Origin of the sequence: Amycolatopsis alkalitolerans, assembly GCF_006152065.1 — a bacterium.
Taxonomy (GTDB): domain Bacteria; phylum Actinomycetota; class Actinomycetes; order Mycobacteriales; family Pseudonocardiaceae; genus Amycolatopsis_E; species Amycolatopsis_E alkalitolerans.
In genome coordinates this window covers 187,127-206,593 of the sequence record NZ_VDFW01000005.1, presented here as the reverse complement: position 1 = coordinate 206,593, position 19,467 = coordinate 187,127, and the positions used below count along the sequence as shown (strand labels likewise).

Sequence of the window (19,467 nt, the reverse complement as noted above, 5' to 3'; positions counted from 1 at the left end):
GGCGGGGCCGGGGTCAGGTTGTGGCGGCGAACTGGGCGGAGTAGAGGCGGTAGTAGGCGCCCTTCGCGTCCAGCAGTTCGTCGTGCGTGCCCTGTTCCACGATCTGGCCCGATTCCATCACCAGGATCAGGTCCGCGTCCCGGATCGTCGAGAGCCGGTGCGCGATCACGAAGCTCGTCCGCGAGGAACGCAGCGCCGCCATCGCCTTCTGCACCAGCGCTTCCGTCCGCGTGTCCACCGAACTCGTGGCCTCGTCGAGAATCAGCAGCGAAGGCGAGGCCAGGAACGCCCGCGCGATCGTCAGCAGCTGCTTCTCCCCCGCGCTGACGTTCGTACCGTCCTCGTCGATCACCGTGTCGTACCCGTCGGGCAGCGTCCGCACGAACCGGTCGACGAACGTCGCCTTGGCGGCCGCGACGATCTCCTCCTCCGTCGCGTCCGGTTTGCCGTAGGCGATGTTGTCCCGGATCGTCCCGCCGAACAGCCACGTGTCCTGCAGCACCATCCCGATCTGCGACCGCAGATCTTCCCGCCGCAGCGAAGTGATGTCGACCCCGTCGAGCGTGATCCGCCCCGCGTCCAGCTCGTAGAATCGCATGATCAGGTTGACCAGCGTGGTCTTCCCGGCTCCGGTCGGCCCCACGATCGCTACCGTCTGCCCCGGTTCGGCGACCAGCGACAGGTGCTCGATGAGCGGCTGGTCCTGCCGGTAGGAGAAGCTCACGTCGGCGAACTCGACCCGCCCGCTCCGCTCGGCGGGCAACGCCACGGCGTCCACCGCGTCGGGCTCCTGCTCCTCGGCGTCCAGCAGCTCGAACACGCGCTCCGCGGACGCGACCCCCGACTGCATGAGGTTCGCCATCGAGGCGATCTGCGTCAGCGGCTGCGTGAACTGCCGCGAGTACTGGATGAACGCCTGCACCTCACCGAGGGTCATCCCGCCCGACGTGATCCGCAGCCCGCCGACCACCGCGATCACGACGTAGCTCAGGTTCGACAGGAACATCATCGACGGCATGATCAGCCCGGACGCGAACTGCGCCCCGCGTGCCGCCTCGAACAGCTCGTCGTTGCGGAGCCGGAACTCCTCTTCCGACTCCTTCTGCCGCCCGAAGACCTTCACCAGCTGGTGCCCGGTGAACGACTCCTCGATATGCGCGTTGAGCTTGCCGGTGTTCTTCCACTGCGCGACGAACAGCTTCTGCGCCCGCTTGCCGATCTGACCGGTGATCACGATCGACACCGGGATGACCGCGAGCGCGATCACCGCCAGCAGCGGCGAGATGGTGAACATCATGACCACGACGCCGACCACGGTCAGCAGCGAGGTCAGCAGCTGGCTCAGCGTCTGCTGCAGGGTCTGCGAGATGTTGTCGATGTCGTTGGTGACGCGGGAAAGCAGCTCACCGCGCGGCTGGCCGTCGAAGTACCGCAACGGAAGCCGGTGCAGCTTCGCCTCGACCTCTTCGCGCAGCCCGAACACCACCCGCTGCACGACGTGGTTGAGCAGCCGCCCCTGCAGGAGCGCGAACACCGAGGCCGCGAGGTACAGCGCCAGCACCCAGCCCAGCTTCGTGGCCAGCGCGGCGAAGTCGATCCCGCCGCCGGGCACGTGCCGCAGACGCTCCAGCACGCCCTGGAAGATCACGTCGGTGGCCTGGCCGAGCAGCCGCGGCCCGGCGACGTTCAACGCGACACTCGTGACCCCCAGTGCGACGACCGCGAAGAACGCCGGCCGCTCGGGGCGCAGCCTGCCGGCGAGCCGTTTCGCCGACGGTCCGAAGCTCTTCGCCTTGGCCGGTGGCATGCCCATCCCCGGCATGCCGCGGCCCATCGGCCCGGGCATCGGCCGCGGTGCGGGTCTGTTCTCTGTGGTGGTCACGCCGCCGCTCCAATCTGCGGGACACCCGCACCCGGTCGGCTCGCATGCGGAGATGCTTCGCTGCCGGCCTTCATGCCGCCTCCGCCGGAGTGAGCTGGGACTGGACGATCTCGACGTACGTCGGGCAGGTGTCCAGCAGTTCGTGGTGAGTGCCGGCGCCGACGATCGTCCCGCCGTCGAGCACGAGGATCTGGTCGGCGTCGAGGATGGTCGAGACCCGCTGCGCGACGACGAGCACCGCCGCGTCCCGCGTGTGCGGCCGCAGCGCGGTGCGCAACGCCGCGTCGGTGGCCAGGTCGAGCGCGGAGAACGAGTCGTCGAACAGGAAGATCTCGGGCTTGCGCACGAGCGCCCGCGCGATCGCGAGCCGCTGCCGCTGACCGCCGGACACGTTCGTGCCGCCCTGCGCGATCGGCGCCTCCAGCCCGCCCGGCATCTCCCGCACGAAGTCCGCGGCCTGGGCGATTTCCAGTGCCTGCCACAGCTCGTCGTCGCCCGCGCCGGGATCGCCGTAGCGGAGGTTGCTCGCCACGGTGCCGGTGAACAGGTACGCCCGTTGCGGCACCAGGCCGATCCGCCGCCACAGCACTTCCGGCTCCAGTTCCCGCACGTCGACGCGGTCGACGAGCACGGCGCCCGCCGTCGCGTCGATCAGCCGGGGGATCAGCGACAGCAACGTCGTCTTGCCCGTACCGGTGCTGCCGATGATCGCCGTGGTGGTGCCGGGCCCGGCGCGGAACGACACATCGCGCAACACGGCTTCGGCCGCCCCCGGGTAGCGGAACTCGACGTCGCGGAACTCGAGCTGCGCCGCCGTCCCCACCTCGCGGACCGGCTCCACCGGCGGCCGCACCGACGACTGCGCGTCGATGACCTCGTTGATGCGCTCCGCGGAGACCGCCGCACGCGGGATCATGATCGAGATGAACGTCGCCATCATGACCGACATGAGGATCTGCAGCAGGTAGTTGAGGAACGCGGTCAGCGCCCCGATCTGCATCTCGCCGGTGTCCACGCGGTGCGCGCCGAACCACAGCACCGCGACGCTCGAGGCGTTGAGGATCAGCATGACGGTCGGGAAGATCAGCGCCTGCAGCCTGCCGACCCGGAGCGCGGTGCCGGTCAGCGTCGCGTTCGCGTCGGCGAAACGGTTCGTCTCCGCCTGCTCACGGACGAAGGCGCGCACGACCCGGATACCCGACAGCTGCTCCCGCAGCACGCGGTTGACCCCGTCGATCAGCGTCTGCATGCGGCGGAACTGCGGCACCATGCGTGAGACGATCAGCCCGATCGCGAGCACCAGCACCGGCACGGACACCAGCAGCAGCCAGGACAGCCCGACGTCCTCGTTGAGCGCGAGCACGACACTGGCGAAACACATGATCGGCGCGGTGACCAGCATCGTGCACACCAGCACCACGAGCAGCTGGACCTGCTGAACGTCGTTGGTGGTGCGGGTGATCAGCGAGGGCGCGCCGAAGGTGGACACCTCGCGGGCGGAGAACTGCCCGACCTGGTGGAAGATCGCGGCCCGCACGTCACGGCCGAAGCCCATCGCGGCGCGGGAGCTGAAGAACACCGCGCCCACCGAGCAGATGATCTGCAGCAGCGTGACCGTCAGCATCCACGCGCCGGTGGACAGGATGTACCCGGTGTCGCCCCGGATGACGCCGTTGTCGATGATGTCGGCGTTCAGGCTCGGCAGGTACAGCGACGCGACGGTGCCGATCAGCTGCAGTACGAGCACGACCGTGAGCTCCTGCCGGTACGGGAGCAGGTAGGTGCGCAACAGGCGGATGAGCAACGGGTCCCCCAAGAGAAACCAACCGTATCTAACATGGACACCGTAGCCCCTTCAGATAAGAAACGCAACGTATCTAAGGAGCCGGGTGTCCGAGACCAGGTCGCGCCGCCGTGGCGAGCAGCTCGAGGCGGCGATCCTCGATGCCGCCTGGGCGGAGCTGCAGGAAGCCGGCTACCGCGGGTTGACCATCGAAAGGGTCGCAAGCCGGGCCGGGACGAGCAAGCCAGTTATCTACCGTCGCTGGGCCAATCGCGCGGAACTGGTGCTCGCCGCGTGGGGAAGGCGGATGCCGAACAGGCCGGAGCCCGTGAACACCGGCGCGCTGCGGTCGGACCTCATCGAGCTGTTCACCCGGATTTCGCGGCGGGCGAACGACATGATGGGCGAAATGATCGCGGGCGTGATGGCCGAGGCGTTCCGCGATCCCGAGGTGACCGCGCTGCTGCAGGAGCGGTTGAAGGCCGCGCCGCTGGCCGAGGGCATGCGGCGGATCCTCGCGCGCGCGGCCGAGCGCGGCGAGATGCCACCGGTCGAGCTGCCGCCTCGGGCCGCCCGGCTGCCGCTCGACCTGGTCCGCAACGAGGGTATGACCTGCGGCGGCCCGATCCGCGAAGAGGCCATCACGGAAATGGTCGACGAGGTGTACCTGCCGCTGCTGCGCGGCCTCAGCGCGACTGATAGTTAGTGTCTTGTCTTTACGCGTGGTGTGTTTGCTTGCCAAGGCATCGAGTTGGCCCACCGCGTCGCCGGATTGGCTCGGGGCGTCACCGAGTTGGCCCACCGCTGCCGCCGAGGGCAAACTCGGCCACCGGACCAGCCAACTCACCACCGCAACTGGCAAACACACCGACTGCACGGGCAAACACGGCAGGATCACGCCGCACTAGTCACCTCGAACACGGGGTAGTCCGCCGCGATCCGGGCGAACTCGGCCACCGGTGCGCCCTGCGCGACCGGGAAATGCGGCCGCGCGGCCGGGGCGAGGTCGAGATAGCGGCGCAGGATCGGCGCCCGCTCGTCCGGTTCGACCTCGACCAGCCGCACCGGTTCGACCACACCGTGCCGCAGCACGGCCCGGCCGTGGCCGGCGCGCACGTTCCGCACCCAGTTCGTCCGCTCGCCGAGCATCGCCACGAGATATCGCTTCCCTTCGTACCCCGTGACGACCATGGGAAAGGAGATCACGCGCCCGCTCTTGCGCCCGGCGACCTCGAGCGTCGCCGTCCGGTCCGCCAGGACCAGGCCCTTGGCGAACAGCCACGCGGACGACCGGTTCATGAGCCGGGCGACCTGGTTGGGCCGCCCGCCGGAGTACAGCCAGCGGTTGAAGCGGCCCGTCGTCTTCTGCGTCATGGCGCCAGCCCAGCGGCACCGGGGCCGCCCGGGCTAGGGTCGCAAGTCCTTCCACGGCGTGGCGGAGTTCATCAGCCCTACCATGCCCGACACCAGCCGCATCTGGCCGACGCCCCGGATGTCGGCTTCGACCAGCCGGGGTGAGCACACCAGCACCGCGAGCACCTGCGCCCGCGAAAGCGCCACGTTGAGCCGGTTGCGCGAGAGGAGGAAATCCAGCCCGCGCGGCAGTTCGACGGCCGAGGACGAGGTCATCGTCGCGATCACCACCGGCGCCTCCTGCCCCTGGAACCGGTCCACGGTGCCCACCCGCACGCCATCGAACCCGGCGCGTTCCAGCGCCTGGCTCACTACCCGCGCCTGCAAGTTGTACGGGGCCACGACGAGGATGTCCTTGCCCGACAAGGGGCGGCGCCCGCTCAAGTCCGTCCACTCACGACCGTGCAGAGTGGACACCAGCTCGACCACCGCCGCGGCCTCTTCCGGCGAGCGCGTCGTGTTCCCCCGGTGCTCCACCTCCACCAGGTGCAGGCCGGGCCGCACACCGTCGATCCCGCGCTCCGCCGCGGACGGGTGCGCGTGCAGCAGCCCCGCATACGACAACCGCGAGACCGGCGCGCACACGCCGGGGTGCATCCGCCGGGTCTGGTCGAGGAAGAAGCCCAGCCCGGGCGGGATGACGTCGGCGCCGCCGAGCAGGTGGCCGAGCGCGGACGCCTCCGCCCCGGCCGGATGCGTGCCCTGCACGACCTGGGGCAGCTGCTGAGGATCCCCCAGCAGCACGAGGTTCTTCGCCGCCATCGACACCGCGAGCGCGTCGGCCAGCGCGAACTGACCCGCCTCGTCGACGATGAGGACGTCGAACGGCTCCGCCCGGATCGCTGCGTTCGCGAAGTTCCACGCGGTGCCGCCGACGAGATGGCCGCCGTCGTGCTCGGTGCGCCACCTGGCCAGCGCGTCCGTGCTCTTCGGCTGGTCCCATGGTTGCTCGGAAACCGTGCCGTTGCGGGGACGCTTGGCGCACGGCAGTTCGGGCGCCGTGGTCTTCGCCGCCGTGAGCACGTTCTCCACGGCTTTGTGGCTCGTCGAGGTCACCGCGACGGTCTTGCCCGCGCGGACCAGATGCGCGATGAGCTGTCCGGCCAGGTAGGTCTTGCCCGCGCCGGGCGGTCCCTGCACGGCCAGCGCCGAACCGTCGAGCAGGTCGACGGTTTCGATCACCGTGCGCACCAGATCCTCGCCGGGCTCGGGCAGCGCGCGGCCACCGCGGAGCCGGGGCGGGGTGCGGCGCAGCAGATCGACACCGGGATGCGCGGGCAACTCGGGCAGGCTGTCGACGACGAGCTGCGCGAGTTCGGCAACCGCTTCGTCCTTCGGCGCGGGCTGGACCGGGCGCCCGGGCAGCACCGCGGCCGGCGGCTCGGCCGACGTCTCCCCGACGGAACAGCTCTCCTCGAGCGTCAGCTCGGCGGCCGACGCGCTGATGACCCGCGCGTCATGGGCCAGGGCCCCGTACCGCACGCGTACCTGCTCGCCGGCGGTGAACGGATGCGGCCGCTCGGGATCACAGGTGACCACGAGCGTCCGTTTCGCCAGCCGGGCCCGCCCGGACGGCGGCACCCACTCCCCCGCGTCCACCGAGACCGGCACCGCACACGTCGTGTCCACTTCGAGATCGCCCAGCGGCGCGGCGAGCTGGCGGAAGAACTCCCACCACGCCGGGTTCGTCTCGCGCCGGTGATAGCCGACGCACGCCGCGAGCAGCTCCGCGGCTTCCTCGTCCGAACCCCGCAGCGCGTCCACGAGTTTCGCGAGCCGCGCGGCGCGCTCGGCCCGGCGTTCGGTGTCGAGCTCCTCCTTCGTGTCCCGCAGCAAGGCGTCCACTTCGGACTCCTCAGCGGGCGGGACCGGCGCTATCCCGGCCTGTTCGCGGATCCGGTGCAGGAACTCGAACAGGCGCAGGGTCGAGACGCAGTCGTACTCGTTGTAGTCGCTGATCCCGCGCAGGACATCGTCGGCCTCGTCCGCCTCGCCGAGTTGCGTGAGCGTCAGGTACTCCTCGTACGCCTCGATGCTCGACGCCGCGGTCTTCACGTCCCCCTCGCGTGCGGCCGGCATGTACAGCGGCTCCAGGTACTTGATCGAGTACGACCGCTGCGATACCCGCAAAGCCTTACGCACCACGGCATACAGGTCGACGAGCGCGCCGCGGCGCAGCAGGTCGTCGACCTCCTCCTCGCGCGTGCCGTGCTGGGCGGCGAGCCGTTTGAGCGCGGTCACCTCGTAGGGCGCGTAGTGGTAGATGTGCGCCTCGGGATCCTCGGTGAGGCGGGCGGTGGCGAAATCGACGAACTGCTCGAAGGCCCGCTTCTCCCCGATCCGGGAATGCGCCCAGAACGGCGTGAACCGCTCGCCCTCTTCGGCGGTCACCGCGCCGAAGAGGTACTCCAGGCCCTGCCCTCCCAGCGCGTACGGGTCGCCTTCCATATCGAAGAAGATGTCGCCGGGACGTGCGGGCGGCAGGGCCGCGAGGGCGCAGGGTTCGATGATCTCGTAGGTGATCTCGCCGCTCTCGTCCTGGCGGACCTGGATCGCGGCCTGTGCGCGGAGTGCGGTGAACGTGCGCTCGGACATGTCGCGCGGGCGGTCCTCGGCGGCGGCCGTGGCGAGGCTGTCGATGGTCGGCAGTCCGGCTTCGACGAGCTTGCGGCGCTGGTCCCCGCGCATCCCGGCGACGAGCGAGAGATCACGGTCGGCCTCGCGGCCGGTCGCGCAGTGTTCGGCGAACGCGCACCCCGCGCAGGCGGGCCGCTCGTCACCCCACAGCCGGTCCGGCAGCCCAGGCGTGCGTGCGGTCAGCTTGGCGCGCAACCGGTGCAGCAGCGGGAAGAAGTCGTCGGCGCGCAGGCTCGCCGTGCTACCGTCGCCGAGTAGCAGATGCATCTCGGGCCCGGCGGGCCAGCCGCCGCGGTGCAGCGCGTCTGCGTACGCGGCGATCTGCAGCACCGCCGACGGGCGGGCGTGGCGGGCGAGTTTCGTGTCGTACACCTCGTAGCGGCCCTCGGCGTCGCGCACCAGGAAGTCCGCACGCCCGGTGAACGCGCCGTCGTCGAACACGGCTTGATAGATCACGGGAGCGCCGGCGCGGAGAGCTTCCGCCGTCGCGGCAGCCGCTTCGGCGCGGTCGTGGAAGTCGATCTCCACCAGACCGGGGCGCTCGGCGCGGAACCGCGCGAGCGTGGCCAGTTCGTGGGCCTGCCCGTGCTTGACGGCGAGACCGTCGCCGCCGCCACCGGGCCGGGGCGCACCGGAAAGCCCGGCGGTGAACGCCTGTTTGAGGATGCTGCGGTGCTCACATTCGAGCAGATCGGCGAGGTCCGAAGGCGTATACATCGCCGGGCAGTCTGGCACGCGGGCACAATCGGAAGTGACAGCCACGCCGAGGAGGACCATTCGATGACGCGCGAGATCAGGATCCCGGACGCGACCCACCCGATCACCGTCGAACCCACCGTGGGGCGGGTCGTGGTCAAGGCGGGCGGCAGGATCATCGCCGAAAGCACTGCCGCGCTGACGCTGCGTGAGTCCACCTACCCGCCGGTGCAGTACATCCCGCTCTCCGACGTCGATCCGGCCGTGCTCGAGCCGAGCGACGCCAAGACGTACTGCCCGTACAAGGGTGAAGCGAGCTACTACAGCCTTTCGGTGCCGGGACAGGAAGCGCCCAACGCAGTATGGACGTACGAGACGCCGTACGACGCGGTCAGCGACATCGCCTCGCACGTCGCCTTCTACCCCGACAAAGTGGAGATCACAGTCACCGAGTGAGAAGCGGCGGCGATGGCACCGAGTGTCATCCCTTAAGCTGTGCCTATGGGCCGATGGGAGCCGAACGCGCGTGACCGGCTGTTACGTGCCGCGCTGGAGCTTTTCGTCGACAGGGGCTACGAGAACGTCACGGTCGCCGAGATCGCGGCGCGAGCCGGGCTGACGAAGCGGACCTTCTTCCGGCACGTCACCGACAAGCGGGAGGTCCTGTTCGGCGGCCAGGAGGACCTGCTCCGGACCTTCACCGACGCGATCGCCGCCGCGCCGGACTCCGCGACACCGATCGCGGCGATCGCCGCGGGCGTGGAAGCCGCCGGCGCGGTTTTCCGGCTGGACCGGCGCGAACTCGTGCTCCAGCGCCAGGCCGTCATCGCGAGCAACGACGACCTGCGCGAACGGGAGACGCTCAAGAGCGCCACCCTCACCGCGACCATCGCCGGCGCGCTTCGCGAACGCGGCGTGACAGAGCCTGTCGCCGGCCTCGCCGCGGAGTTCGGGAACCTGGCCTTCCGGACGACGTTCGCCCGCTGGGTCTCCCCCGGCAATCAGCGCGAGTTCACCGAACTGGCCCGCGAGACGGTCGGGGAACTGCGGGCGGCGACCGCCGCGCTCGGCTGAGCCGCGTGTCGGCCTCCGTGGTGCACCGCCTCGACATTGTGGCCGTCGGGATCGCGGAGGAACACGCCGTAGTAGCCCGGGTGGTACTCGGGCCACTCGCGGGGCGCGTGCAGAACCTCGACCCCCGCGGACACGGCGGCCTCGTGCACCGCGTCGACAGCGGCGCGATCCGGCGCCCGGAAGGCCATGTGCAACTCGCGGGTTTCGGCGCCCCGCGCCGGCGAAAGCCAGAACTCCGGACCGCTTTCACCGGCCGCGAGGCCGACCACGAAACTGCCGCCGACCGGATGGCGCATCGCTTCACGCACCCCGATGGGACCGAACACGTGCAGGTAGAAGGCGAGCGACGCGTCCACGTCCGCCACCTGGACTCCGAGATGATCGAGCATGGCTGGGAGCCTAGCTCCGCCCTACGACAATTCCGTGCCCGTCAGACCCCGGCGGGGGCGGGCTCCACGGCGGGCGCCTTCATCCGCGCGCGACGGCCGACGAGACTGTAGGCCGCACCCACGAGCAGGCCGCCGCCGACGAGGTTGCCGAGGCCGACGAACAGCAGGTTCTTGCCGAAGGCGCCGAGCGTGGCCGCGGGGACACCCTCCAGCAGGCCGAGGGAGAACGTGGTCACGTTGGCCACGACGTGCTCGAACCCGGACGAGACGAACGCGAGCAGGCACCAGAAGATGAGCGCGAGCTTCGCGCCGTCGGACTTGGTGCGCGCCGCGCGGAAGAACAGGGCCCCGGCGGACTCCGCGGTCTTGGCCTTGATCACGCCGGCCAGCAGCGTGGTCGCGGGTGCGGCGTGGCCGGGGGTCCCGCCGGCCGTCAGCACACCGCCGGAATGGATGAGCCACGCGAACATGACGGAGCCCACGAGGTTGCCCACGAACGAACCGAGGATGACCCCGGCCGCGATCCCGGCACCACGGCGGTGCACGAGCACGCCCTGGAGCATCGTCATCATGTTGCCGGTCGACAGTTCGGCACCGGCGAACACGACCACGGTCAGTGCGACGCCGAACACGAGTCCCTGGACGAGTTTCGTCCACGGCGAGTTCGCGGCGTTGAGCGGCCCGCTCGCCTCGAGGTAAATCCTTTCGATCCGGGGTGGTTCAGGCCATTCGAACGAGGATTTCCGTCCGCGAGGTTGTCACCGCGTGAGCAGCCGGTATCCGATCGCGCACAAAGTGATCATGCCATGGTGAACTCGTGCACGAAGTCCACAGAGGACTATTTCGAACATTCGTCTAGCGCCAGGCGAAAACGGGCTGTTCCAGATGATCCACCCGGGTGTGCCGCCCGCGCAGGGCGATCTCGCGGAACTGGTACAGCACGGCCGCGGTGGGCGCGTGCACGAGATGACCGGCCAGCGGCAGCTGGATCACCGGCCGGTCCGATTCGGGGATGTGCACGAACCGGGGCTCGGCGTCGAGTTCGGCGAACGGGATCCAGTGCAGCCGCGCCACCTCGGCCGGGTTGGGCACGGGCTCGGCGCTCCCGGTCCGCACCACGACCGGCGTGATCACATAGCCGGACCGGGTCGCGTAGTCGTCGAGGAGGCCCGCGCACTGATCCCGCCCGGCGAGGATGCCCACCTCCTCGTGCAGCTCCCGCAGCGCGGCGCCGACCGCGTCCTCCCCGTCGTCGAACCGGCCGCCGGGCAAGGCGAACTGCCCGGGATGGGCGCGCAGGCGCGAGCTGCGGCGGGTCAGCCAGACGCCCGGACCCCACGCGCCTTCGCCGATCGTGATCGCGACGGCCGCGGCGCGGCGCCCATCGAGCGGAATGGCCACGCGGGGGAACGCCCGCACCGCAGCTTCGGCATCGTCCAGTGCGGTCACCTGATCGACTCTATGCCGCCGGGCGGGCGCCGGCCACGACATCCTCGGTCCGCTCAGTGCGAGAACGCAGCCAGGAACCGGTCGCGGAAGGCGCTCATGGGCCAGACGGGGGCGTGCGGATCCGGCCGCAGGCCCGGGGTCCAGCCCCACCCGGAGATCCGGTTCAGCACCGCGGGATCCTTGGCCACCACGGTGATCGGCACGTCCCGGCTCGCCTTGTCGCTGCCGGTGACGGAGGTGTTCGGCTGGTGGTCACCGAGGAACACCAGCACCGTGTTGTCGTCGCCGTAGGTCCGCAGGTACGAAATCAGCGTGTTCAGCGAGTACTTGATGGAATCCCCGTACGCGGCACGGGTGTTCGCCGGGGAGGACCACGCTTCGGGCAACTGCCGGCCCTGCGCGGGCATCGGGTCGTAGACCGAACCGTCGCCGACCTGGTCCCAGCCGACCATCCGCGGCAAGGGCGCCCACGGCCAATGGCTCGACACCAGGACGATCTCCGACATCACCGGCTGGTGGCCGGGCCTTGCCAGTTCGTTGTCCTGGAACCTCTTCATCGTGAACTGGTCGGGCATCGTGGCGTAGGAGAACCGCGGCCCCCGGTACCCGACGTTCCGGGAGTCGTACACCTGCTTGTACCCGTACAACTTCGCCTCCGGCCAGTCGCTTCCGTTCGCCGGCTCGTCGGCGACCGTGCGCCATCCCCCATTGCCGAAGGCCTTCGCGAGCGTCAACCGGTCACTGCCGACCAGGGTGTCGTAGCGCTGCCGGTTGTCCACCCAGGTGCCCGACTCCAATGTGGAATGCGCCAGGAAGCTGCCGCCGCCCGTCGTGGACGACGTGAGGAACCCGCTGCGCGCGTCGAATCCGGCCGCACGCAAGGCTTTCGTGCCGTCGTCGAGGACCGCGTCGACCCCGGGCGCGATATCCGAATCCTGCACCGCGACGCGCCCGTAGCTTTCGATGAAGGTGAGCAGGACGTTCTTGCCCCGCAACGCCGTCAGCAACTGGTCCGGCGGTGTGTTCCGGTAGGCGTCGGCGGACAGTTCACGCGCGAACTCCGTGTGGTCCTTCAGATCCGAGGCCACCTGGCGCCCGTCGTGGTACACCAGCGAAGCGGCCGTCCTCGCCGCGATCGGCTCGCCGGTTTCGACCTGCAGGCCGAACACCGCGCATACGATCCACACGAGTGCGAGCACGGCGGCGGTGCGCCCGGCGGTTTTGCGCCGCACGGCGGCGATCCGGGTAAGCCGTACCGCGGCGAGCGCCAGCAGGACCAGCACCGCGACGGCGAGCAGGCACACACCGACGACCGCGGCCACCGCGCCGACCTTGCCGGCCGAGTCCTCCACCAGCCCCACGGCCGACGGCAGGAAACCCCAGTCGAAGACGAGGTTGAACGGCCGGTCGAAAGCGACGAAGAAGCCCATGTCGAGCACCTTCACGATGAGCACGAGCCCGAGCCCCGTGCCGAGCACCGCCGCCACGATCCGCCGAGCCCGCGGCGGCAGCAGCAACGCCAGGCCCACGCCGAGGAGCGCTTCGACCGGGAGGCGCAGGAAAGCCCACACGGTGAAGCGGCTGAGCTGGTCCGGCACGATCAGCGCGAACAGCACGAGCAGGCAGGCCAGGGCCGTGAGCACGAGGCTCGCGATCCGCCTGTGCTTCGGCGGTTCGTCCTGTGCGACCGGCTCGGCCGGCGGGATGCGCGTCAGCAGCGACACCGAATGTCCTTCCGTGCTGGACGGGTTCACTCGCTACACGACGCGCGGCCCGGTGCGGTTCAGCTCAGCAGCGCACGCGCGAGTTCGTCGTCGGCGACCAGGGTGTGCACGAAACCGGCGGCGACGGCGGCGCGGGTGGCGGCGGCCCGGTGGGCACCAACGCTCGACGTGATCAGCTTCGGCACGGCGCGCAGCCGTTCCGCCTCGATGCCGACGACGCGCTCGTCCACGTCCGTGCGCACGAGCTTCCCGTTTCCGTCGAAGATGCGCCCGGAGATCTCGCCGCAGGCACCGGCCTCCGTCGGCTGCTTGCGCTCGGCGGGGGTCAGCAGGTCGTAGACCGCCGAACCACCCGCATGCCAGGCGCCGACCGACAGTACTGCGAGGTCGAGCGTGTCGAAGCGAGCCATGGCGCTCGCGATCTCCGGCTGCCGCCGAAGGCCGGCGGCGGTTCCGGCGTCGGGCACGAGCAGGGGCGCGTAGATCGGATGCGCGGCGCTGCCACCCGCGGCGGCGACCATACGCACCACCTCGACCGAACCCGGCACTCCGTCGGGCGGGTAGAGCGCGCCGGCAAGCTGGAGCACCGCGGAAGCCCGCAGGCCCCGGACGCGTTCGGCGGCCACGACGGCGGCGCGGCTCCAGGTGAAGCCCACGATGTCGCCTTCACCGGTCTCCTCGGCGAGCGTCCCGGCCAGCGCCGCGCCCACGTATTCGAGCGCCCCTGACCGGCCCGTCGTCTCGACCACGACCGCGCGGGCGATGCCCAGCGCGCGTGCGAGCTCCGCGGACAGGTCGGGGTCGATCCGGCCAGGACGGCCGATCTCGATCCGGACCAGCCCGTCGCGCCGTGCCTCCTGCAGCAGGCGAGCGATCTGGAACCGGCTCAGCCCGAGCGCGCGGGCGATGGTGACCTTGGACTGCTCCTGGAAGTAGTAGCGCCGGGCGATCGTGATCGCCAGCGTCGTCTCGTCACCCCGCGCCAGCGCCTGCCGTTCCGTCTCGGACGGTTCGCCCGCGGGAAGCGACGCCCGCTCGTCGTCGGCCACGTACCACCTCCTCGCTCATCCGACAGTCTTTCGCACCGGCACCCGGGGCTTGACGCGCGCCGCTCACCCGATCAGTATGACTCTCATCTGAGATCTGACAACTCTCAAATGAGAGCCTAGCGGCGGGAGTTCAGATGACCGAGACCACCAGCACCGTGCACGCGCCACCGTTCCCACGCCGCGCCCTGATCGCGTCCGTCTCCGGCTCGTTCCTCGAGTGGTATGACTTCTATCTCTTCGGCACCGCCGCGGGCCTGGTGTTCCCCGCGCTGTTCTTCCCCGGCTCGTCGCCCACCGTGGCGACAATCCAGTCCTTCGGAGCCTTCGCCGGCGGCTTCCTGACCCGGCCGCTCGGGGCCGTCCTCTTCGGGCACTTCGGCGACCGGATCGGCCGGCGGCGGATGCTGCTGATCACCGTCGCGCTGATGGGTGGCGGCACGTTCCTCATCGGGCTGCTGCCGGCCTTCGGCGCGATCGGCGTAGCGGCCCCGATCCTGCTGATCGCGCTGCGCCTGGTGCAGGGGCTCGGCATCGGCGGGGAGTTCGGCGGCGGTGCGCTCGTCGCGCTGGAGAACGCGCCGCGCGGCCGGCGCGGGATCATGGGCAGCATCCACCAGATGGGCACCCCGCTCGGGCTGCTCACCGCGACCGGCGTGTTCGCGCTCGTCCAGTTGCTTCCCGAGCAGACCGTGCACGGCTGGGCCTGGCGGATCCCGTTCCTGCTGTCCGGGCTGTTCGTGCTCGTGGCCTTCTACATCCGGCGCAACCTGCCCGAGACCACGGTCTTCCGGGCCGACGCCGGGCGCGCCCACCGGTTCCCGCTGCTGGCCCTGCTGCGCGAGCACCCCAAGAACCTCGTGCTCGCGACCGGTGCGCGGCTGGCCGACGCGGTGACCTTCAACGTCATCAACGTGTTCGGCATCTCCTTCGCCACCAAGCAACTCGGGCTCGGAAAGGAGGTGATGCTCACCGGATTCGTGATCGCGGCCGCCGTCGAGATCGCGGCCATCCCGCTCGTCGGCCACCTGTCCGACCGGATCGGCCGGAAACCGCTGTACCTGTTCGGGATCGTACTGTGCGGCAGCCTCGGCTTCGCCTACTTCCCGGTGCTCGCCGGTGGCAGCACTCTCGCGGTCTGGGCGATGATCGTGGTGATGCTCGCGGTCGGCACCGGCTGCATGTTCGCCATCCAGGGCACGCTGTTCTCCGAACTGTTCGCCACCCACACCCGCTACACCGGGCTCGGCGTGGCGTACCAGACCTCGGCCCTGCTCGGCGGCGCACCGACGCCGGCCATCGCCACCGCACTGGCCGCCGCCTTCGCCCAGTCGTACTGGCCCGTCGCGATCTACCTGGGCGCGGTCTGCGCGCTCAGCCTCGTCTGCATCCTGTTCGCCGCCGAGACTTCAGGTCGCGAACTCGCCGAGAAACCGTGAGGATCATGCCCCGTCCCAACATCGTCTTCGTGATCACCGACCAGCAGCGCTACGACACGATCGCCGCGCTCGGGCACGGCCACGTGGACACCCCCAACCTCGACCGGCTCGTCGCCGAAGGCACGACCTTCACCCACACCTACGTCAGCGCGCCCTCGTGCTCGCCCTCACGGGCGAGCCTGTTCACCGGGTTGTACCCGCACAGCCTGGGCGTGCTGCGCAACGAAGAAACGTGGCGGCACTCGTGGGTCGAATCGCTGGCGGCGTCGGGCTACCACTGTGTGAACGTCGGGAAGATGCACACGCATCCGTGGGAGACCGCGATGGGCTTCCACGAGCGGACCGTCGTGGAGAACAAGGACCGCGACCATCCGGACGTGCCGTTCTTCCACGACCAGTGGGACAAGGCGCTGTGGGTGCGCGGTGAGCGCAAGCCGACCCGGGTCACCTACCGCGAGCGTGCCGACTACGCCGACCGCCTCGGCGCCTTCGCCTGGGAACTCGACGAGGATCTGCATTCGGACGTGTTCGTCGGCGCGCACGCGAGGTGGTGGCTCGACACGTATCCCGGGACCGAGCCGTTCTTCCTGCAGATCGGGTTCCCCGGGCCGCACCCGCCCTACGATCCGGTCCCGAGGCATCTGGACCGCTATCGCGACCGCGACGTGCCACTGCCCACAGTGGACGAAGAGGATCTCGCCGGCCAGCCGGACGCACTGCGGGAGCTGCGCGAACATCACCAGGCCAACGACCACGACGCGATCGTGCACCTCGCCCGTCCCACCGCCGCGCAGTCGGCCCGGCAGCGACGGCACTACTACGCGAACATCACCATGATCGACGAGCAGATCGGCCTGCTCTTCGACGCGCTCGAACGGCGCGGGGTGGCCGAGGACACGGTCATCGTGTTCACCGCCGACCACGGCGACTGCCTCGGCGATCACGGGCACAGTCAGAAGTGGACGATGTACGAGCCGAGTGTGCGCGTGCCCGCGATCGTCCGGGGTCCGGGAATCGTGGCGGGACAGCGGATCGACGCGCTGACCGCGATGATGGACCTCGGCCCGACGGTACTCGAGCTGGCCGACCTCGAACCTCCACAATGGATGGAGGCCAGGTCACTGCTGCCCGCGCTGCACGGCGAACCGTGGCAGGGCAGGCAGTACGCGTTCTCCGAGCACGCCCGCGACATGATCCTCACCGGTACCGAGCTGATGACGATGGTGCGCGACGAGCGCTGGAAGCTCGTCGAGTTCGTCGACTCCGATCAGGGGCAGCTGTTCGACCTGGCGGCCGACCCGCACGAGATGCGCAACCTGTGGTCCACGCGCGAGGACACCGAAGCGGCGAAGGCTCGCGCCCACCTGCTCGGTGTCCTCGCCCGGTGGCGGGCGCGCAGTGCCCTGCACACCGCCGACCGCGGCCGGGAGCATCGCTGACGGTTCAGCGGCGCAGCACCGCCGGAGCCGCGGGCACGGACGCCAGTGCGGACGGCAGCCGGTGTTCCAGCAGCGCGGCCAGTTCGTCGCGTACCGCGGCCAGCTTCGTCCCGTCGATCCCGGTGCCCATGCCTTCGCGGTGCAGCAGGTGCACGAGATCGTCGGTCGCGATGTTGCCCGAGGCACCAGGCGCGAACGGGCAGCCGCCGATGCCGCCCAGCGCCGCGTCGAACCTGGTGACTCCCAGTTCGATCGCCCGCATCACGTTCGCCGGGGCCATCCCGTAGGTGTTGTGCAGGTGCAGTCCGAGCGGCTGCCCGGGAAGCCGACCCCGGACGGCATCCACTGTGGACGCCAGCCGTGCCGGGTTCGCGGCGCCGATCGTATCGGCGAGGTGCACGACCCGGGCCCCCAGATCGACGAGCCGCACCGCGACCTCGGCGACCCGCCCCGGCTCGGTGTCACCGCCGAACGGGCATACGAACGCGGTCGCGACGCGCGCCTCGATCCGGATCCCCCCGGCCGAGGATCTCCGCCGCGGAGTCCAGCCGGTCGAGCGCTTCCGCGGTCGGCACCCCGCCGTTCGCCTCGCTGTGCCCGTCGCTCGCGGACACGACCAGCCGCACGCTCCGCGCACCCGACTCGACCGCGCGCCGCGCACCGCGGTCGTTGAAGACCAGCGTGTGGAAGGTGCCCGGCACGTCGAGGCGCCCGACGAGGTCGCCGGTATCGGCCATCTGCGGAACCTTCGCGGGGCTGACGAACGCGCCGATCTCGAGCGAGGTCAGCCCGGCACCGACAAGCCCCTGCGGGCCGCCGTGCGCCCGGATGCTGGGACCCTGATTTCGTATCCTGGGACGCGGGATTTCGCCCCGGCCCCTCGCCCGACCGCCGCCCCCGATCGACGCGCTTCGCGCGGCTAGGCTTTTCGCATGAAACTCGGCGTGATTCCTGGTGACGGCATCGGTATCGACGTGACCGCGGAGGCCCTGCGGGTCCTCGACGCGGTCGTGCCCGGTGTGGAAAAGGTCGAATACGACCTCGGCGCGTCGCGCTACCGGCGCACGGGCGAGATCCTGCCCGACTCCGTGCTGCACGAAGTGCGCGGCCACGACGCGATCCTGCTGGGCGCGATCGGCGACCCGTCGGTGCCACCGGGCGTGCTGGAGCGGGACCTGCTGCTGCGGTTGCGGTTCGAGCTCGACCACTATGTGAACCTGCGTCCCGCGAGGCTGTACCCGGGGGTGACGAGCCCGCTCGCCGGTAACCCGGAGATCGACTTCGTGGTGTACCGGGAAGGCACCGAAGGCCCGTACACGGGCAACGGCGGCACGCTGCGGCGCGGCACGCCGCACGAAGTGGCGACCGAAGTCAGCGTGAACACCGCGTTCGGGGTGGAGCGCGTGGTGCGGGCCGCTTTCCGGCATGCGCAGACCCGGCCGGCCAAGCGCCTGACCCTGGTGCACAAGACGAACGTGCTCAAGTTCGCGGGCGGGCTGTGGCAGCGCACGGTGGACGCGGTGAGCGCCGAGTTCCCCGGCATCACGGTCGACTACAACCACGTCGACGCGGTGATGATCCACCTCGTGACCCATCCGGAGCGCTACGACGTGATCGTGACGGACAACCTGTTCGGCGACATCGTCACCGACCTCGCCGGGGCGATCTGCGGCGGGATCGGGCTGGCCGCGAGCGGCAACATCAACCCCGACCGCACCACGCCGTCGATGTTCGAACCGGTGCACGGTTCGGCGCCGGACATCGCCGGTCAGGACAAGGCCGACCCGACGGCGGCGGTGCTGTCGGCGGCCCTGATGCTGGACCATCTCGGTGAGCGGCAGGCGGCCGCGAAGATCGAAGCGGCCGTGCGCGCGGACCTGGCCTCTCGCGATCCTGAGAACCCGGGCGGCACGAGGGAAATCGGCGAACGTCTAGCCCAGGCCGCCGCCTCCTGAATGGGACGGCGGGGGCGTCAGGTCGCGACGGACAGTTTCGGGTCCGCGGACAGCTCGAGCCGCCGCCCGCTGATGATCTCGATCGGGACGCGCAGGAAATGCGCGCGCTCGCCATCCGCCCACGGTCGGCGTAACGGGTCGGCGAGGGCGACGAGCTCCTCGATGTCGCTCACCGGGCGCACCTTCCCGACCACCACGACGCTCCATCCGGTGCGCGTGTCCGGATCGACGCTGTCCACCTCGAAGGCGACCACTTCCTTGGTCAGTTTCGCCAGCGAGCCGCCGCGGCTGGTCCGCACGATCACGTCGCCGTTGTGCAGGAAGTAGTTCACGGGCCGGATCGCGGGCAACGCGCTTTCGGAGTACGCGAGCCTGCCGATCGACTGGGACGCCAGCAGATCGAGGCATTCCCGTGGGGTCAGCGGCCGGATGTCGCTCATAACCGCTCCTTCAATCGGCGGGTGGGGAACCAACATGGCCAGTGTGCGTGGCGCCCTCGCCGGGGCAGCAGGGCCGGAAGACCTGGGCCGGTGGGACGTTG

At 70.2% G+C, this 19,467-nt stretch carries 18 protein-coding genes; 6 read left to right on the top strand and 12 right to left on the bottom strand.

Annotated features, from left to right (window positions below):
- Positions 1-13: 13 nt before the first annotated feature.
- Complete coding sequence (locus tag FG385_RS08605; RefSeq protein WP_407645476.1) at positions 14-1,846, bottom strand: ABC transporter ATP-binding protein; 1,833 nt, start codon at positions 1,844-1,846, stop codon at positions 14-16.
- Between the two features lie 106 nt (positions 1,847-1,952).
- Positions 1,953-3,686 (bottom strand): ABC transporter ATP-binding protein, encoded by a 1,734-nt coding sequence (locus tag FG385_RS08600; RefSeq protein WP_139096184.1) that lies wholly within the window; start codon positions 3,684-3,686, stop codon positions 1,953-1,955.
- Between the two features lie 85 nt (positions 3,687-3,771).
- Here FG385_RS08600 and FG385_RS08595 point away from each other — a divergent pair, with 85 nt between their 5' ends.
- Positions 3,772-4,371, top strand: coding sequence for a TetR/AcrR family transcriptional regulator (locus FG385_RS08595; RefSeq protein WP_139096085.1), 600 nt, complete (start codon positions 3,772-3,774; stop codon positions 4,369-4,371).
- Between the two features lie 188 nt (positions 4,372-4,559).
- On the opposite strand, the gene FG385_RS08590 is transcribed toward FG385_RS08595, so the two are convergent.
- Together FG385_RS08590 and FG385_RS08585 are read right to left on the bottom strand one after the other, a co-directional pair.
- Positions 4,560-5,039 carry a nitroreductase/quinone reductase family protein gene (locus FG385_RS08590; protein ID WP_139096084.1) on the bottom strand — a complete coding sequence of 160 codons (480 nt, stop codon included), beginning with the start codon at positions 5,037-5,039 and terminating at the stop codon, positions 4,560-4,562.
- Between the two features lie 33 nt (positions 5,040-5,072).
- The gene (locus FG385_RS08585) at positions 5,073-8,432 is read right to left on the bottom strand and encodes a TM0106 family RecB-like putative nuclease (protein ID WP_139096083.1); all 3,360 of its coding nucleotides are present in this window, start codon (positions 8,430-8,432) and stop codon (positions 5,073-5,075) included.
- Positions 8,433-8,495: 63 nt separating this feature from the next.
- On the opposite strand from FG385_RS08585, the gene FG385_RS08580 reads away from it, so the two are divergent.
- Both FG385_RS08580 and FG385_RS08575 read left to right on the top strand, forming a co-directional pair.
- Positions 8,496-8,867: a DUF427 domain-containing protein gene (locus FG385_RS08580; RefSeq protein ID WP_139096082.1), complete on the top strand. Its 372-nt coding sequence runs from the start codon at positions 8,496-8,498 to the stop codon at positions 8,865-8,867.
- 45 nt (positions 8,868-8,912) lie between these two features.
- Complete coding sequence (locus tag FG385_RS08575; protein ID WP_139096081.1) at positions 8,913-9,485, top strand: TetR/AcrR family transcriptional regulator; 573 nt, start codon at positions 8,913-8,915, stop codon at positions 9,483-9,485.
- On the opposite strand, the gene FG385_RS08570 is transcribed toward FG385_RS08575, so the two are convergent.
- The 5 genes from FG385_RS08570 to FG385_RS08550 all read right to left on the bottom strand — a co-directional run bounded on the left by FG385_RS08570 (position 9,413) and on the right by FG385_RS08550 (position 14,096).
- Positions 9,413-9,874 carry a VOC family protein gene (locus FG385_RS08570; protein WP_139096080.1) on the bottom strand — a complete coding sequence of 154 codons (462 nt, stop codon included), beginning with the start codon at positions 9,872-9,874 and terminating at the stop codon, positions 9,413-9,415. The genes FG385_RS08575 and FG385_RS08570 overlap by 73 nt on opposite strands.
- Before the next feature lie 41 nt (positions 9,875-9,915).
- The gene (locus FG385_RS08565) at positions 9,916-10,575 is read right to left on the bottom strand and encodes a formate/nitrite transporter family protein (protein WP_407645475.1); all 660 of its coding nucleotides are present in this window, start codon (positions 10,573-10,575) and stop codon (positions 9,916-9,918) included.
- A gap of 154 nt (positions 10,576-10,729) precedes the next feature.
- Positions 10,730-11,323 (bottom strand): NUDIX hydrolase, encoded by a 594-nt coding sequence (locus FG385_RS08560; RefSeq protein WP_407645473.1) that lies wholly within the window; start codon positions 11,321-11,323, stop codon positions 10,730-10,732.
- A 53-nt stretch (positions 11,324-11,376) separates the two neighbouring features.
- Positions 11,377-13,047, bottom strand: coding sequence for a sulfatase-like hydrolase/transferase (locus FG385_RS08555; RefSeq protein ID WP_327436823.1), 1,671 nt, complete (start codon positions 13,045-13,047; stop codon positions 11,377-11,379).
- Between the two features lie 59 nt (positions 13,048-13,106).
- Positions 13,107-14,096, bottom strand: a complete 990-nt coding sequence (locus FG385_RS08550; RefSeq protein ID WP_139096077.1) for a sugar-binding transcriptional regulator — start codon at positions 14,094-14,096, stop codon at positions 13,107-13,109.
- Positions 14,097-14,230: 134 nt separating this feature from the next.
- On the opposite strand from FG385_RS08550, the gene FG385_RS08545 reads away from it, so the two are divergent.
- Together FG385_RS08545 and FG385_RS08540 are read left to right on the top strand one after the other, a co-directional pair.
- Positions 14,231-15,532, top strand: a complete 1,302-nt coding sequence (locus tag FG385_RS08545; protein WP_139096076.1) for an MFS transporter — start codon at positions 14,231-14,233, stop codon at positions 15,530-15,532.
- 5 nt (positions 15,533-15,537) lie between these two features.
- Positions 15,538-16,971 (top strand): sulfatase family protein, encoded by a 1,434-nt coding sequence (locus FG385_RS08540; RefSeq protein ID WP_139096075.1) that lies wholly within the window; start codon positions 15,538-15,540, stop codon positions 16,969-16,971.
- A 4-nt stretch (positions 16,972-16,975) separates the two neighbouring features.
- Here the strand turns inward: FG385_RS08540 and FG385_RS34735 are convergent, their stop codons facing one another.
- Together FG385_RS34735 and FG385_RS34730 are read right to left on the bottom strand one after the other, a co-directional pair.
- The gene (locus FG385_RS34735; protein ID WP_235022452.1) at positions 16,976-17,401 is read right to left on the bottom strand and encodes a beta/alpha barrel domain-containing protein; all 426 of its coding nucleotides are present in this window, start codon (positions 17,399-17,401) and stop codon (positions 16,976-16,978) included.
- Between the two features lie 31 nt (positions 17,402-17,432).
- The gene (locus tag FG385_RS34730) at positions 17,433-17,708 is read right to left on the bottom strand and encodes a beta/alpha barrel domain-containing protein (RefSeq protein ID WP_235022451.1); all 276 of its coding nucleotides are present in this window, start codon (positions 17,706-17,708) and stop codon (positions 17,433-17,435) included.
- Positions 17,709-17,903: 195 nt separating this feature from the next.
- On the opposite strand from FG385_RS34730, the gene FG385_RS08530 reads away from it, so the two are divergent.
- Entirely contained in the window at positions 17,904-18,926 is a 1,023-nt protein-coding gene (locus FG385_RS08530; RefSeq protein ID WP_139096074.1) for a 3-isopropylmalate dehydrogenase, read from the top strand.
- 17 nt (positions 18,927-18,943) lie between these two features.
- On the opposite strand, the gene FG385_RS08525 is transcribed toward FG385_RS08530, so the two are convergent.
- The gene (locus FG385_RS08525) at positions 18,944-19,366 is read right to left on the bottom strand and encodes a pyridoxamine 5'-phosphate oxidase family protein (RefSeq protein ID WP_139096073.1); all 423 of its coding nucleotides are present in this window, start codon (positions 19,364-19,366) and stop codon (positions 18,944-18,946) included.
- Between the last annotated feature and the right edge of the window lie 101 nt (positions 19,367-19,467).